Raw genomic sequence first — 16,705 nt, 5'->3', positions numbered from 1 at the left:
CTGGGTTTGCTGAGTGGTCCCTGAGGTCCCTGGTCCTGCGGTTGGGTCCAGCGGACAGTAGTAGCCGAACGCCGATGCCGATCGCTACGAAGGAACCACGAGATGCAGCCGACTTTCGTTCACCACATGAGGCGACAGGTTGCCGAATACGGGGACACCAGGTCCTACACCTACCTTCGGGAAACCGGGCTCGGACTCGGCGAGGAGATCCGCACTTACCGTGAGCTGGACCGCGACGCCAGAGCGTTCGCCGCCTGGCTGGCGAGCCGCCCGGAATCGGCGGAGCCGGTCGTGCTTGTCTACCTCGACGGCATGGCGTTCCTGCGGGCCTTCCTCGGCTGTCTGTACGCCGGCGTCGTGGCCGTCCCCGCGCCCGTGCCGCATGACGCGGGCAGTAGCCGGCGAGTAGCGAGTGTGATCGCGGATTCCGGCGCCCGCTTGGTGCTCACTACCGCGCAGTTCCAGCCGATGATCGAAGCCGCTACGCCCGCGCTCGTGGTCGCGACCGACGGGCCGGCCGGTGAGCCCGATGCATGGCGCATGCCCGACATCGACACGGCGACGATCGCATTCCTGCAATACACGTCGGGATCGACCGGCACTCCGAAAGGCGTCGTCGTGACGCACGGCAATCTCATGCACAACGAGGCCGCCATCGCCGCGGGCGGAATGAACGATGCCGGGACCGGCGTCGGTTGGCTTCCGCACTTTCACGACATGGGCTTGATCGGCTTCTTGCTCGGAGCGGTGTACGCAGGCGCGAACCTGGTGTTCATGGCGCCGACCACGTTCCTCAAGCGCCCGGTGCGCTGGCTGCAAGCCATCGACGAATACCGGGCGACCTTCACCGGCGCACCGAATTTCGCCTACGACCTGATCGCGCGGCGAGTGAGCGACGAGCAGGTGGCCGAGCTGGACCTCAGCACTTTGGAGATCGCTCTCAGCGGCGCCGAACCGGTCCGCGAGCGAACCATGGCGGCGGTGCTCGAGCGGTTCGCGCCCGCGGGATGGCGGCCGACGACTTTCCGCCCCGCGTACGGTCTCGCCGAGGTGACGCTGCTCGCCAGCGCGCGGACGGTTCCGTCGGCGCCGGCCTACCTGGACGTCGGGAGCGATACGCGGCTCGTCGGCTGCGGACACGCGGCACGCGGTCTCGATATCCGCATCGTCGACCCGCACCGGCTGCGACAGCTGCCGGAGAACACTGTCGGCGAGATCTGGATACGCGGCGAGAGCGTCGCCGCCGGCTATTGGAATCGCCCGGACGAGACGCGCGAGACCTTCGACGCTCACCTGGGCGCCGAAGGACCTTTCCTGCGCACCGGTGATCTCGGTCTGCTGCGCGCGAACGAACTCTTCGTCGCAGGCCGCCTGAAGGATCTACTGATCATCAACGGCCGCAATGTCTACCCCCAGGACATCGAGGGGCTGGTGCGCGAACTGCATCCGGCATTCGCCGACAGCGCCGGCATCGCCGTGTCCGTCGACGCGGGCGGCCGGGAACGGCTTGTCGTGGTGCAGGGCGTCAAGAAGGCGCGGCGCGGCGACACGACATTCGCCGAGCTGACCGCGGCGATCAAGAACGCCGTCGCCCGCGGATTCGACGTGCCCGCGCCGAACGTGGTTCTCGTCGAGCCGCATGCCGTTCCGCGCACCACCAGCGGGAAGGTGCGGCGCGGTGCGATGCGGGATTTGTTCCTGGCAGATCGCGTCGAGCGCGTCCTGTACCGGGATCTCGAGCCGGCGCTGAGCCGATCCATGACCGCCTGACCGACCGAACGCGCATCGAGGAGCCGAAACATGTTCAGCAGCACCATTACTCGTTCCACCACGATCCAGGATTGGCTCGTGGAGCGCGTGGCGGACTACACCGAACGCGCACCCCACGAGGTGGATCCCGTCGTTCCGCTCGCCGAGCTGGGCCTCGACTCCGTCTCGGCGGTCGGCCTGTGCGGCGAGATCGAGGAGCGCTGGTCGCTCGAGGCCGACCCGACGCTGGTGTTCGAGTACCCCACCATCGCCGACATCGCCGCCTATATCGCGGCCGAATTCGCCCTCGCCGCATGACCGATATCGCCATCGTCGGCCTCGACTGCCGATTCCCCCAAGCACCAGATCCGGCCGCGCTGTGGCGGCTGCTGATCGACGGACGCGACGCGATCTCCGAGGTCCCGGCCAGTCGCTGGAACGCCGCCGACTTCCACGACCCGGCCGGCGCGCCCGGCACGATCAACACCAGCGGCGGCGGCTTCCTCGACGACGCCGACGCGTTCGACGCCGAGTTCTTCGGCATCACGCCGCGCGAAGCCGAGGCGATGGATCCGCAACAGCGATTGCTGCTGCAAGCGACCTGGCGGGCTTTCGAAGACGCCACGCTCGACCCGCGCGGCGAAGCCGGTTCGCGCACCGGGGTGTTCGTCGGCGTGATGGCCAACGAATGGGCCAACCTGCAAATGCGCGACTACGCCGCGATCACGCCGCAACACGGCTCCGGCAACGGCTACTTCATGACCGCCAACCGGCTGTCCTACCAGTTCGACCTGAAAGGACCGAGTGTCGCGGTCGACACGGCCTGCTCCTCGTCGCTGGTCGCGATCCATCTCGCTTGCGGCGCACTGGCTTCCGGCGAGTGCGACCAAGCGGTCGCCGGTGGCGTCAATCTCGTGCTCACCCCCGCCGTCGGCGTCTTCTACACCCAGGCCGGTCTCTCCGCGCCGGACGCCAGGTGCAAGCCCTTCAGCGGCAGCGCCGACGGGATCGTGCGCGGCGAGGGCGTCGCGGTGCTCGTGCTGCGGCGGCTGGCCGACGCGCAGGCGGCGGGCCTGCCGATCTACGCGGTGATCAAGGGCAGCGCGGTCAATTCCGACGGTCGCAGCAACGGCATCACGGCGCCGAACCGGTGGGCGCAGCAGCAGGTGATCGGGGAGGCGTGCGAACGCGCCGGAGTGCGGCCCGAGCAGGTGGACTTCCTCGAAGCGCACGGCACCGGGACGGTGCTCGGCGACATGATCGAGGTCAAGGCGCTGGGGCACCTGCACGGGCGCAATCGGTCGCGGCCGTGCGGCATCGGTTCCATCAAGGGCAATCTCGGCCACACCGAGGGCGCGGCGGGCGTCGCAGGCCTGATCAAGGCCGCCCTCAGCCTGTGGCACGGCGTCGTTCCGCCGTCGCGGTTCGCCGAGCAGGAGAATCCGCGACTGGGGATGAGCAAGCAGGGTCTGCGCCTGCTCACCGACCCGATGCCGCTGGCGGGTCCCGGCTACGGCGGAGTCAGCAGTTTCGGCCTCGGTGGCACGAACGCCCATGTCGTGCTGGGCAGTGCCCCTGCCGCCGAAGCCTCCGGTGCGCCCGGTGGGGGAGTGCTCACCGTGTCGGCGAACGACGAAAAAGGCCTGCGGCGCAACGCGGATCGCTTGGCCGATGCTTTGGCTGCCCTCCCGCCGGACCGGTTCGCGCAGGTCTGCTGGACGAGCAATCGGGTCAAGTCGTCCGGTCGAGCCCGGCTCGCCATCGCCGCGGCCGATCGCGACGCCGCGATCGCGCTGCTGCGCGAGGGTGCGGAAACCGGGACGGTGCGACCGATCGGCGTCGGCTGGATGTGCACCGGCCAGGGCTCGCAATTCGCGGGCATGGCCCGTGCGCTGGACGCGGCGAGCCCGCTGTTCCGGCGTGCGCTCGAACTCGTCGATCGGGCCATGGCGGCGCATCTCGGCCGCTCGGTGCGCGAGCTGCTGCTCGACGAGCACGCCGACATCGACCGCACCGACCTGGCGCAACCGGCGATCTTCGCGATGGAGTACGCCTTGGCCGATTCCCTCGCCCGCGCCGGTGTCCGTCCGGCCTGGGTGATCGGGCACAGCATCGGCGAGTTCGCGGCCGCGGCGGTGGCAGGCGTGTTCGATCTGGACGACGCCTGCCGTCTGGTCGTCGCCCGGGGCGAGCTGATGCGGCAGTTGCCGGACGGCGGTGCGATGCTCGCCGTGCGGGCGGACGCGGCCGACATCGCCGGAATGCTCGCCGGACGGACGGACATCGCGATCGCCGCCGTCAACGGCCCGAAGGAACTCGTGCTGTCCGGTGCCGCCCGGACGATCACCCGGGTGCGGGAGGCGCTCGCGGCGCGCGGAGTGGCGATCAAGCCGCTCACCGTGTCGCACGCCTTCCACAGCCCGCTGATGGAACCCATGATCGAGCGATTCGCGGCGGTCGCGCGCGAATGCACGTACCGGAAGCCGGTACTGCCGCTCTACTCGACCGTGCGCGGACGCCTGCTCGACGCGAACGAGACGATGGACGCCGCCTACTGGACCGAACACATCCGCGCCACGGTGCGCTTCGGCGAGGCGGTCGAGGCCGCGCTCGGAGCCGAGCCGAGCCATGTGATCGAGATCGGACCGCGCCGCGTTCTGGCCGCTCTGGTGAGCCGGATCCGTCCGGATCTGGCGCCGCGCTGCCTGGCGCCGAGCCCGGGCCCCGGCGCGACCGGCGGCGAACTCGCGGGCGTCGTCGCCGCGCTGTACCGCGATGGACTCGACCCCGACTGGGACGAGCTCTACGAACCCGAGCAGCGCGTCCGCCGCAGACTGCCCGGCTACGAATTTCGCACCGACCAGCGGTTCTGGGTCGAACCGTGCACCGCCCCACCGCAATCCACGCGAACCGAGGAAACCTCCATGGAGCAGTTGATCGCACACTTCCGCGAACAGAACGCCGTATTGGCGAGTCTCGTCGGCGCTCCGGCCGCCGAGCGCGCCGCGCAGCGAGCGGATGCCGGGTGGGCGGCGGAGCGGACGGTCACGCCGCAACGGACCCCGACCGGGGTGAGCGAAGCCAATCCGCCGGTCGCACCGGACGCGGTCGCGGCTGTCGTTCGCGCGGAATTCGCCAGGGTCAGCGGGTTCCCGCTGGAGCGGCTGCGCGACGGCCAATCCCTCGGCGACGACCTCGGTTTCGATTCGCTCATGCTGACCGACCTGATCGCCGCGCTGGTGCGCGAACTGCCCGCGGCGACCATCGACCCGACCCGGTTCACGCCGACGACCACCCTCGGCGACGTCATCGCTCACGTCACGGCATCCGCGGGTGCGCCCGGTCGGCCCCAGCCTCCCGTGGCCGCCGAGTCGGCATGCCCCCGGCCCACGGTGGTCGAGCCGGAGTACCGGATCTCGGATTTCGCCGAGGTCAAGTCGGTCACCGACCGGGTCGCCCGCGTCGCGGCGCTCGGCCTGTCCAACCCCTACTTCTTGATCAACGACGGCGTCACGCGGGACACCTCGGTCATCGACGGCGCACCGGTGATCAACTTCTCCAGCTACAACTACCTCGGGTTGTCCGGCCATCCCGCGGTCGTCGCCGCCGTGCAGGACGCGGTGGCGCGCTACGGCAGCTCGTGCTCGGCCAGCCGGATCCTCTCCGGCGAGAAGCCGGTGCACCGTGAACTCGAGGCCGAGCTCGCGGGGCTGCTCGGCACCGAGGACGCCATCGCGCTGGTCGGCGGCCACTCCACGAATGTCACGATCATCGGTCACCTGGCCGGACCGCAGGACCTGGTGATCCACGACAGCCTCGCGCACGACAGCATCGTGCAGGGCTGCAAGCTCTCCGGCGCGACCCGTCGTCCGTTCCCGCACAACGACCACGCCGCCCTCGACGCACTGCTCACCGAGATCCGCCACCGGTACCGGCGGGTGCTGATCCTGATCGAAGGCGTCTACAGCCAGGACGGCGACATCCCCGACCTGCCCGCGATCATCGCGGTCAAGAAGAAGCACAAGGCGCTGCTGATGATCGACGAGGCGCACAGCGTCGGCGTGCTCGGCGCGGGCGGCGGCGGGATCGGCGAACACTTCGGCGTCGATCGCGCCGATGTCGAATTGTGGTCCGGGACGATGTCGAAGGCGCTCGCCGGATGCGGCGGGTACGTCGCGGGCAGCGCCGAGCTGATCCGATTCCTGAAATACACCACGCCCGGGTTCGTCTACAGCGTCGGTATGACGCCGATGAACGCCGCCGCATCGGCCGCGGCGATCCGGCAGCTGCGATCCGACGGCGAGCCGCTGGAGCGCCTACGCCACAATTCCCGGCTGTTCCTGCGACTGGCCCGGGAAGCGGGGATCGACACCGGCGCCAGCCACGACACGCCCATCGTCCCCTGCATCGTGGGCGATTCGCTGAGGACGCTGAAGCTGTCGAACGCACTGCTGCGCCGCGGGATCAACGTCAATCCGATCCTGTACCCGGCTGTCCCGGAGGACCTGGCGCGTTTGCGGTTCTTCGTCACCGCGTGCCATACCGAAGACCAGATCCGCGACACGATCAAGATCCTCGCCGAGGAACTCGCCTTGCTCGCCGAAAGCTGACGCGCGCCCGTCGCCGGGCCGGACTCGCACGGACGGTGGCAACCGGTCCCGGTGAGCGGAACGTCTGCGTCGTGTACCGCTCCGCGCACCGGACCGCTGTAGCATCAGCCGCGGTGCCATTGCCCCGGCTTCGAGTGGGTACGGGCGAGTTTCGGTGCGCCGGGCGGATGATGAGGGCGGGCACGATGTCCGCTGCCGCGGGTGCGGATTCGACCGTCGAGTGGGTCGGCGGACGACGTAGGCGTGTGACCACCAGGTGAAGGTTCCAGCGGCGATTCGGCTCCTGCCGCGCGCGACCGGTCGACTCCGATCCGCGAGCGCACCGGGACGCCGAGCCGATCGATGCCGGCTACCGCGGTGGACGAGGCCGCCTGCCTCGCCGCCGACCGTAGCGCTCGCATCGGAGGTAGTGGACAGCCATGATTCGCTCGATCGCGCGAACCGCGACCGCTCTGACGGTCGCCGCCGGTCTGTGGTTCGCCTGCGCTCCGGCGCCCGTGGTCGCGGGGGCACCGCCGCAGGTGTTCGTGACCGGCGGCGCGATCTCCGGCCGCGCCGTCGATGGCATCGCCGAATACTTCGGTATCCCGTTCGCGGCGCCCACCGAGGGCGAAGCGCGGTTCGCGCCGCCGCGCCCCGTATCACCGTGGCCGGGTGTGCGCCCTGCGCGCGACCACGGGCCGCAGTGTCCGCAGACGGGATACCTGCCCGGCATTCCATCGCTCGCACCCACCGGCGAGGACTGCCTGAGCATCGACATATACGCGCCGGACGGCGCCCGCGACCGGCCGCTGCCCGTCATGGTGTTCTTCCACGGTGGCGGCTATCTCGACGGCTCCAACAGCGAATACGACGGACCGACGCGGATGGTCGCCGACGGCGACGTCATCGTGGCCATCCCGAACTACCGCCTCGGACCGTTCGGCTTCCTGGCCCTGCCCGAACTGGCGGCCGAATCCGGCGGCGCCGTCGGAACGGTCGCCATCCAGGACCAGCAAGCCGCTCTGCGCTGGCTGCGCGCCAACGCGCACGTTTTCGGCGGCGATCCGGACAACGTCACGATCTTCGGCGAGTCGGCCGGCGCCGTGAGCGTCTGCACCCACTTCGCCGCACCCGGCTCCGACGACCTGTTCGCCAAGGCGATCATCCAGAGCGGCCCCTGCGCGCAAGCGCCACTGGCGCCCGGCGATCGCGCCGACGCGTTCGCGCGTTCGCAGCGGTACGCGGAGAGTGTCGGCTGCGGCGACGCGGCGACCCGGCTGGCCTGCCTGCGCGCACTGCCCGCGGCGAAGCTCCTGGACTCGCCGATGGCCCGAGCCGAAGGTAAGGATCCCATCTGGTTTCCCGCCATCGACGGCGTCGTCATCACGCGGACGCTCGACGCGGGCTTGATGGGGGATGTCAGGAAAGCGCCGATTCTCACGGGGACCACGAGCGCGGAAGGCGGGCTGATGGTCGCCGAAACCGACTATGCCCGCGGCCGCATTCCGGACGCGGCGAGCTATGAACGCTTCGTGCGCCAATCCTTCGGCGCCGACGCCGACCGAGTCCTGGCCCGGTACCCGGTCGACCGATTCCCCTCACCGGCAGCCGCCCAGATCACGGTGATCACCGACAGCGGGCTCGCCTGTCCCACGCTGTCCACCAGCCGGACGGCGCGCGACGCCGGGCATCCGCTGTGGCAGTACGAGTTCGATCAGGCGCCGCTCGGTGCCGCCAATCCGGTGCTGCCCGGAGCCTTTCACTCCGCCGAGCTGTACTACCTGTTCACCAGATTCATGGGCATCCCGGTTCCCTGGACCGGCGCCTCCGCCGCTTTCGCCGCGCAGATGCAGCGCTGGTGGACCACCTTCGCCCACACCGGTGACCCGAACGCGCCGGGCTCACCCGAATGGCAGGCCTGGCCGACGTCGACCGGGTACGACCCCGATGGCTCTGCGCTGCTCATGCGGGCGACCGGCAGCGCCATGACCGACGATTTCGCCGCCAGGCACGACTGCGCGTTCTGGGCGGAGATCGACCGCTGATCCAGCGCGAGACGGGCGACGACCTGCCGGTTCCCCGGCGCCGAATCCCGCCGCCCACCTGCCCATATCGCGGTCGCGGCAGGTAGTGGCTTCATGCCAATCGCGTCGACCGTCGCGAAAATCGCCTGTCTGCAAAGCTTTTCACTGTTTCCCCGCTCTCGATCTTGCCGCATCGCGTCGCGCTGGGTTATGGTCGTCGCCATGACTGCCGGGTCGGCGACACGCCGCGCACAGAACGGTTACCCGGCCGCGCTGTGATCATCCGGCGGGCCAGGGGCCCGCCCGCCTTCTCCGCGAATCCCATGTCACTACAGGGACGCTGGAAGGAGGTGAGAACACATGTCCCATTCCGAATCGTCGCAGCGCGGATGGCCGGAGTTCGTCGCGGCACACGCTCGGGGCGGAGTGCTGGAGGCCACCGTCGTGCAGATCGTGCCGTTCGGCGCGTTCCTGGAGGTTGCTCCGGGAATCCACGGATTGCTGCACCGCACCGAGTGGTCTGCCGAACCGCAGGTCGGCTCCACTCTGACGGTGCGCATCCTCGATATCGACACCGAGAAGCAGCGGGTCGCCTTGGCGCACGCTGAGTAGATGCTCGGCACGGGCGTGCCGGGGCAGACTCCACCTGCCCCGGCACGATCCCAAGACTATCCCGCCGCGGCGGAGCGCTCGCGGCGGATCGGACCGGCCGCCTGCGGGAATTGCTCGCCATGCCGATCCGGCGGGCCGCTCGCGCGGCGGAACCCGCGATTCGCGGCCTGGAATCGCTTTCCACGGCGCCGGGTAGCCGCGGCACACGGGCCGGATCGGGTGCGAGCCGGAATAAGATGAGGATGTCACCGCGTGCGGGGCCTCCCGCTTCGATCGCCGCGATCCACGGTGCGACGCCGCAGGTAGGGAGCATACTGACGCCATGAACGAATCGGGCGACCGAATCGTGGACACGGCCGAAGGCGCGGTAGCCCGAGTGGTCGGTGCCGGGACGCCACAGGCCACCGGAAGTTTCCGGTTCTGGTTCGCCGATCAGCGGTGGGAATGGTCGGACGAGGTCGCCGCGATGCACGGCTACGAGCCCGACGCGGTGACGCCGACCACCGAGTTGCTGCTCGCGCACAAGCACCCGGAGGACCGGGATCATGTCGCGGAGGCCATCGAGAAATCGGTGCGCAACGCCGAGCCGTTCTGCAGCCGTCATCGCATCATCGACACCGCGGGCACCACGCACCACGTGCTCGTGCTCGGCGACACCATGACCGACAAGAACGGCACGGTGGTCGGCACCGCGGGATACTACGTCGACCTGACCGCCACCATCGCCGAGGAACGTCAGGATCTGCTCGACGACACGCTGCCGCGCCTGGTCGAAGCGCGCGCGCGGATCGAGCAGGCCAAAGGCGTGCTGATGCGGGTCTACCGGATCAACGCCGACCAGGCCTTCCACGTTCTGCAGTGGCGTTCGCAGGAGACCAATGTCAAGCTGCGCGACCTGGCCGCCCAGCTGATCGCCGAAATCGACCGTTTGCCTGCGGCTCCGCCGGGGGTGCAGACCGCTTTCGACCACATGCTGCTCACCTTGCACGAGCGCGTTCCGAAGTCGTGACGGGTGGTCGGCGCGCCTCGTCCTATCGGCCGCTCAGCACCGCCCCGACCCCGTCGCGCAGGGCTGCCACGGCCTCGACCAGGACGATGTCGGCCCCGGTTGCCACAGCGGCCACCGGAAGGGCCTCGTCGGCGCGGCGCATCTCACCGGCCGAGCCGTTGGTGGCCGGGCCGATCAGAGGATTCGGCGCGGACCCGGCCAGCACCAAGCGATCGCCCAGCGCCGCGCGATCGAGCAGTAGCCACTCCACGGCCGCGGCGCGCAACGCGTTCGTGGTGGCCGCGAGCCCGGCCACCGCCGAGCCGTCCGGGCGCTCGATCTCCGCGGCGAAGCGGTCGAGGACCCGGCGACGGCGTCGCGCCGCCACCCGGTGCAGGATCTCGCGGACTTCCGCGTCGAGCGCCGTGGGGTCCGAACCCGGTGCGAGCGTTCCGGATTCGGCGTCGACGACGTCCCGGCCCTTCGCGTCGAACACCGCCCGCAGTTCGGCTCGGGCCAGCGCTTCCCCGGCGAGCACGACGACTTCCGCGTGCACGATGTCGGCCAGCCGGTCCACTTCGCCCGCGAACTCGCGGACGTTGCGTCGGGTCGTGTCCTCGATCCGTCGCCGGATCGTGCGGTGCGACCAGTCGTCGTGGCGGGGCTCGGCCACCGGATGGCCCGCGCTGCGCAGGGCCTGCCGCTCTTCGCTGCCGTGGCCGTCGAGCGTGTACAGCTCCGAGCCCACCCGGCCGACGAGGGCGACGACATGCGGCACTTTCTCCGCCTGGGCTTCGATCAGCGGCAGCAGGTAGGGCAGGGGAGACACCCGGACGGTTTCGGTGGCGGGCGGGCTCGGCAGACGTTCGTCGGCGAGCACCTCGGTCTCGTCCGCGATGAGCAGCCTGCCGCACCGCCCGCGCGCCAGTGGATGCCGTTCGATCGCCTGGGCGAGCAGCCGCCGGATGCGCGGCCGGGCTCCACTGCGGTCCAGTTCGGCGTCGATCGAGCGCCAGCGCAGCTCGGTGCCGCGCGCCGCGTCCTCGGTGTCGTGGGAACTGTCGAAGCAGACCGAGGCGAAGGGCCCGTGCTTTCGGATTATGCGGCGGAGGTCGGCCATCGGCATCACCTGGCTTCCCCGGCCGCGCGTGCCCGCGCCGATGGTTGCGGGCACGCGTCGGCGCAGTCCCGGTCCGTCGGCGTCCGCGCCCGGACGACGTCGTCGTGTGTGCCGACGGCTTCGGTTCGGTGAACCACAGTCGGCGGGTACCCGGGCGGGTCGAGCCGAATCAGCGGACGCGGGCGCTTCGGCGCTGTGTTCCGCGTGGGGTTGGGGCTGTCACACGGATTGGCTGCAAAGGATTTACGAAGCCTCCGCGTGGTCGGCGGCGCGGGCGCCATCCGCGACACCGGCCGGGCCACCGCTCGCTGTGGTGCCGCATGCGGGGCCGAGCGCACGGGGCGGAAGCCGCTGGGGCGAGCGCGTCCACAGCCGCCGCGAGCGAGGAGCAGGGCGGGTGTGTTTCACCACCCGGCGCTTTTTCGGTTTCGTGTAAGAAACCCGGCCGAAACCGCCATTTCCACTGTTCAGCGCCGGAAAATGTAAACAAGCGACCGCTTGGTGTCCGGATCGTAAACCGAAAAGAGCGGTTTGTTACACCTCGGCTGTGGTAAATGTTGGATGTATCGGGCCGACAGCGCGGTCGGCCGATAAAAAGGGGCGAGGAACCCGCGCTGCTCGACGTTCAGCCGATTCGACGCGCTCTGTCGCGAAGCCACCGGCACGCACGAACACGAGGGCTCTCCGCAAGCATGTGTACGGCATCGTGCACCAGCGCAGAGGAACGTCATCGTGATCGAGAAACCCGAAGCGCCCGTCGCGGACGACGAAGAACGAGATCGGATCGTCTGGCCCGACCCGAGCCCGCTGAGCGGCTGGTGGGCCGAAGTCATGGCGCATCGCCGGATCACCCGGCCGCACGCCTCGACCGCCGACCCGCGGCACAACTGACGAGCCGCAGGTTCGCCGCATTCCGCCGCCGCGCGGCAGGCCGGCCATCGCAGGCAGGCCGTCGGCGTCTCGGCGCCTGCCCGTAATCACCGGCGGTGAGCTGTTATAAGACTCGCGCCCGGAATACTTTTTTGGTAAGCGTTTCCGCTACCGGGCCGAACACGTCGCGCGGACGCGGTGGCGACGAAAGTCGTCCAAGGCGTAAACACGCGGCGAGCGAGTTCACCGAGAATTCGGTGCGTTCACGCGACATTCACATTTCGCGGCGTGCGCGATCGAGGACCGGCTTCGAGTTCCCGGGATGTGACGACTCGCCCTATCCGTGACCGCTCCGCGAATTCAGGGCAGGCCGGGCTTGCCATCCGCATGATCGCCGCGCCGCTGCGCCGGTGCCTGTTCGCAGGCCAAGAGCTCTGAGCGGCATGTCTTTTGGCGTCTGCTTCAATGGGTGTTCACCTTTCGCGGAGGACACGGGGGCGTCATGTCCGGCACCAGAGCTGTCTCCTTTCGGGGAGTCGATGTGCTCGAAGATCTGCTTCGCTGGTTGGTGCGACGGCCGCCGCGCGGCGAGCGGATGCTGCCGATGGTGGGTCTGTGCGGCGATGTCACCAACGTCGAGGCATGCCTGGAGATGTTCGGCGCCGCGCTCGCAGGCGCGGTGCACGTGGCTGTCGACGTCGACGCCCTCGACCCGTTGCCCGAGGGCAGTTCGCTGGTCGAGGACACCACGCCGGGGCTCACCGCGTTGCGCAGGCTGCTCTACAACCTCTGCAAGGGTCTGTCGGCCGACCGCTTCGGGCGATTGCGCCCGTTGCCCTTCCGGCGCTACCGGTTGGCCGAATGGTTGATGGCCCGCAAGCTCAGCTCCGACAACGAACTCGACGAGCTGGCGTCGCTGCTGCGCAGGGATTTCGGCCGATGGGGTGAGGAGTTGCTCGGCGAAGCCGAGGCCACGGTGGGCGTGGTGCAGCGCTTCGCGCTCGGACTGCTGCGCATCGTGCTGCCCACGGCGGTGTTCCGGGCGCGCACCGGCGGTCGCATTCCAGGCGTGGGGCGGGAGTTCCGCTGGTTCATGCGCCAGCAGTATCTGGCGCCGGAACAGTCCAGTCAGTTCGTCGGATTCGCGCACCGTCTCACCGAGGGCGCCCGCCGCCACGAACACGCCGAGCACTTGGCCAAGCTGCTGGTGCACGCTTTCCTCGAAGACCTGCGCGTCGCGTATCGCCGGCGCTGGTGGGGCATCGGCGCGGCCCGGCGCACCACCTATCCGGTCGTGATCCTGCGCGCGCTCGACGGCGAAGCCGGGCAACGGCTGCTGGATCTGATCAACGACGTCCGCAACGAGACCGGCAAGGACGATCCGCTGCTGGTGGTGGCGGGCACGCGGACGCCGCCGCCCGGCGTCACCGCGCGACCGGCCTACCGGGTGCGGCGGTTGTACGAGATCTGGGTGGACGAGTTGCCCGTGGCGCGGCAGCGGCAACGCCCGCGCGCTTGGCAGCTGTGGTTCGCAGTACCGGCGACCGGCCCGAACGACGACGAGCCGGATCCGTTCCGCCGCATCCGGCCGCCCGCGCCGCCGTGGTGGGCGCGCCGGGCGTTGTCGGCGACCGCGGTGTTCCTGGTGGTCGTGCTGGCCGTGGCGGCGGCCGGATTCGCGACCTGGCGACCGTGGCGCGCGGGCACAACCGCGTGCGGCACGAGCGTGGCGGACCGATGGGTGCGCGTGGTTTCCGTCGCGGACGGCAATTGCGTCGGATTCAGCGCCTACGACCCCGACGACCCCGCTGCCGGGGGCCGCGGCTTCCTGTTCGCGAGCGACGAACCGGGCAGCCGTCGTCTGGTGGAAGTCCAGCGGCGGGTGTACAAGCAGAATCTGCTCGCCGAACAATTGGCCGCGCGGCAGCCGACCCGGCCGCTGTTCACGCTGGTCTATTTCGGCCAGCTCACCGGCGTTCCCGGCGACTACCCGGCGCAGAGCGAGGACATCGAGGGCTTGGCGCTGGCGCAGTACAGTGCGCTGGAATCGGTCGCCCCCGACGACGCCGTCACGCCCGACACGGTCCCGCTGATCCGGCTGCTGCTGGCGAACACCGGTCCGGCCAACCTGCAGGGGCCGCAGGTCGTCGAGCTGCTGACGCCGCTGATCCGCGCCGAACCCGGCGTCGTCGGTGCCATCGGCCTCGATCAGAGCCGCACCGCGACGCTGAGCATGATCAACGCGCTGACCGGCCTCGGCCTTCCGATGGTGGCGCCGAGCCTGTCGGCCGACGAGATGGTGCGATCCTCGCCGCTGTACTTCCAGATCGCCCCGCCGAACCACGCGATCGCCGACATGATCGAGCAGTACCTGAACTCCGTGCCCGGGTTGGCCGGGCGCGGCGTGCGGATCTACCACCGCCCCGACCCGACCGACCTCTACACCGAGAACATGGCCGAGGACCTGCACATCCTGGGTCGCAGCGGGCGCGACATCTGGGAGGGTTCCTGGGATCTGCGCGAGGCCTTCGCCGCGCAGGGCCACGGCGACGCGTGCGACGAGGTCCTGTTCTTCGCCGGACGCGACTCGGAATTCCCCGACTTCCTGCAGAGCCTGAACAAGGCGTGCGGCGACAAGCGGGTGCTGTTGATCGCCGACGACTCGGTCAACCGGTTCATGGCCAGCGCGGATCGCCGCAGGGCGGCCAACAGCGCTCGCCCGCTGGTCTACGTGGCCAAGGCGAGCCTGGTGACCTGCCGGAACAAGGGCCAGGGATTGCGCAGCCGCGTCGAGTTCTACAACCTCGCCACGACCGTCGATCCGGACATCCCCAGCTGGAATGCCTGCGCCGAGACGGACAAACCGCTAGGCGAGCGCGTGCAGTTGCACCCACTGGGGGAGCGGGTGGCGCTGACCTACGACGCGGTCGGATTGTTCGTGCGCGCCGTGCAAGCGCTCGCCCCGACCGCCTCCGGCGTGTGGACCGAGCCGATCCCGATCAGCGCGGCGGCGGTGTGGGCGGCGCTGCGCGACCTGCCGCGGCAGCCGGTGATCGAATCCAGCAGCGGCGTATTGGACTTCTCGGTCAGCGAGGGCGCCCATGTGGGCCGGGTGGCGCACGAGAAGTGGGTCGGCCTGCTGAGTGTGGACCAGATCTGGGATCCGTCGGCCGACACCGAGCCCGTGATGATCTACGGCTGCGGCCGGGCCACCGCGAACGACGATCCGCGGTGTCGTCCCTATCCGCTCGGCGGCGGCTGAGCGGCTTCGGCGCGCGCCCGCTCCGGCGTCGCGCTCAGCGGCTCGGCCAAGTCCTCCAGTGACCGCCCTTCTGCGCGCACTCCGTAGGCCAGTTCCACCAGACCGGCCGCGAACATGGCGAGCGCGCCGATGGTGAACGCCAGGGCGGTCTTTCCCGGCTCGCCGTCCGCGGTCAGCCCGGCGAACACCAACGGTCCCGCGACGCCGCCCGCGACGGTCCCGATCGCGTAGAAGAAGGCGATCGCCAAGGCGCGGGTCTCCATCGGGAAGATCTCGCTGACGGTCAGATACGCCGCGCTGGCGCCGCACGACGCCACGAACAGCACCGCGGTCCAGCAGGCGGTGAGCGTGGTCGCGGTCAGGTGGCCCGCCGCGAAAAGCCATGCCGTGCCGAGCAACAGCACGGCCGAACCGAGATAGCTGCCCGCGATCATCGGCTTGCGCCCGATCGTGTCGAACAGCTTGCCCAGCAGGAGCGGACCGAGGAAGTTGCCGAAACACAGGACCGCGAAGTAGTAGCCGACCCGGTCGTCCGGAACGCCGAACGATCTGGACAGGATGAGCGCGTAGTTGAACGTGATGGCGTTGTAGAGGAACGCTTGCCCGATGAACAGCGACAACCCGAGCACCGCACGCCGTGGATAGCGCCGCACCAGCACCGCCGCGATCTCCCGGAACGAGATGCTGCGCCGCTGCCGGATCCGGATTCGCTGATCGGAGACGTCGGCGAGCGCCGCGCCCGTGTCGTCCCGCACGCGCGTTTCGATGGCGGTGACCGTGCGTTCCGCGTCGTCCTCGTGACCGTGGATGAACTGCCATCGCGGGCTCTCCGGCACATGCCTGCGCACCAGCAGGATGATCAGGCCGAACACGGCGCCGAGCGCGAAGGTCAAGCGCCAGCCCACATTCGGCGGGAACAGCGCCGTGTTCAGCGCGACGATGGAAAGCAGCGCGCCGCCGACAGCGCCGAGCCAATAGGTGCCGTTGATGACGATATCGATGCGTCCGCGGTACTGCTTGGGGATCAGCTCGTCGATCGCGGAGTTGATCGCCGCGTATTCGCCGCCGATGCCGAAGCCGGTGAGGAAGCGGAACAGCACGAACCACCACATCGAGAACGACAGCGCCGTCATGGCCGTCGCGAAGAGGTAGACCGCGAGCGTGATCAAGAAGAGTTTCTTGCGGCCGAATCTGTCGGTCAGCCAACCGAAGAAGAGGGCGCCCGCGCCTGCGCCCGCCACGTACATCGCCGCCGCGACACCGGAAACCTGTGCGGCGGTGATGGTCAGGCCGCTGTCCGGTTCCGACAGCCTGGCGGCCACGCTGCCGACGACGGTCACTTCCAGCCCGTCGAGGATCCACACGGACCCGAGTCCGATCACGATCATCCAATGCCACCGCGACCAGGGCAGACGATCCAGCCTGGCCGGGATGTCGGTCGATATGGTCCGCACGGATCACCCACCTTCGCCGAGTCTGACGGTCGGA

At 69.6% G+C, this 16,705-nt stretch carries 10 protein-coding genes; 8 read left to right on the top strand and 2 right to left on the bottom strand.

From position 1 onward, the window contains the following. Nucleotides 1–126: 126 nt before the first annotated feature. The 6 genes from ACWDMM_RS22090 (at nt 127) to ACWDMM_RS22065 (ending at nt 9,986) form a co-directional block, all read left to right on the top strand. Nucleotides 127–1,770 (top strand): fatty acyl-AMP ligase, encoded by a 1,644-nt coding sequence (locus tag ACWDMM_RS22090; RefSeq protein WP_323124308.1) that lies wholly within the window; start codon nt 127–129, stop codon nt 1,768–1,770. A gap of 30 nt (nt 1,771–1,800) precedes the next feature. After that, nucleotides 1,801–2,067, top strand: coding sequence for an acyl carrier protein (locus ACWDMM_RS22085; RefSeq protein ID WP_195081598.1), 267 nt, complete (start codon nt 1,801–1,803; stop codon nt 2,065–2,067). Further along, entirely contained in the window at nt 2,064–6,359 is a 4,296-nt protein-coding gene (locus tag ACWDMM_RS22080; protein WP_449939169.1) for a type I polyketide synthase, read from the top strand. Before ACWDMM_RS22085 ends, ACWDMM_RS22080 begins: the two co-directional genes overlap by 4 nt. 419 nt (nt 6,360–6,778) lie before the next feature. Further along, a complete protein-coding gene (locus tag ACWDMM_RS22075) occupies nt 6,779–8,386 on the top strand; it encodes a carboxylesterase/lipase family protein (RefSeq protein ID WP_449939167.1) in 1,608 nt (535 codons plus the stop codon). A 339-nt stretch (nt 8,387–8,725) separates the two neighbouring features. Then, nucleotides 8,726–8,977 (top strand): S1 RNA-binding domain-containing protein, encoded by a 252-nt coding sequence (locus ACWDMM_RS22070; RefSeq protein ID WP_195081601.1) that lies wholly within the window; start codon nt 8,726–8,728, stop codon nt 8,975–8,977. 322 nt (nt 8,978–9,299) lie between these two features. Then, nucleotides 9,300–9,986 (top strand): PAS and ANTAR domain-containing protein, encoded by a 687-nt coding sequence (locus tag ACWDMM_RS22065; protein WP_195081602.1) that lies wholly within the window; start codon nt 9,300–9,302, stop codon nt 9,984–9,986. Between the two features lie 22 nt (nt 9,987–10,008). Here the strand turns inward: ACWDMM_RS22065 and ACWDMM_RS22060 are convergent, their stop codons facing one another. Continuing rightward, nucleotides 10,009–11,085, bottom strand: coding sequence for a baeRF2 domain-containing protein (locus ACWDMM_RS22060; RefSeq protein WP_449939164.1), 1,077 nt, complete (start codon nt 11,083–11,085; stop codon nt 10,009–10,011). Nucleotides 11,086–11,817: 732 nt separating this feature from the next. On the opposite strand from ACWDMM_RS22060, the gene ACWDMM_RS22055 reads away from it, so the two are divergent. Continuing rightward, nucleotides 11,818–11,976: a hypothetical protein gene (locus ACWDMM_RS22055; RefSeq protein ID WP_157114807.1), complete on the top strand. Its 159-nt coding sequence runs from the start codon at nt 11,818–11,820 to the stop codon at nt 11,974–11,976. Between the two features lie 520 nt (nt 11,977–12,496). Continuing rightward, nucleotides 12,497–15,217: a hypothetical protein gene (locus ACWDMM_RS22050; RefSeq protein WP_357106261.1), complete on the top strand. Its 2,721-nt coding sequence runs from the start codon at nt 12,497–12,499 to the stop codon at nt 15,215–15,217. On the opposite strand, the gene ACWDMM_RS22045 is transcribed toward ACWDMM_RS22050, so the two are convergent. Further along, entirely contained in the window at nt 15,196–16,671 is a 1,476-nt protein-coding gene (locus tag ACWDMM_RS22045; RefSeq protein ID WP_449939161.1) for an MFS transporter, read from the bottom strand. The two genes, ACWDMM_RS22050 and ACWDMM_RS22045, sit on opposite strands and share 22 nt — an antisense overlap. Between the last annotated feature and the right edge of the window lie 34 nt (nt 16,672–16,705).

It is taken from the genome of Nocardia sp. NPDC003726 (assembly GCF_053586955.1).
This window is presented reverse-complemented; position numbering and strand designations above follow the sequence as displayed.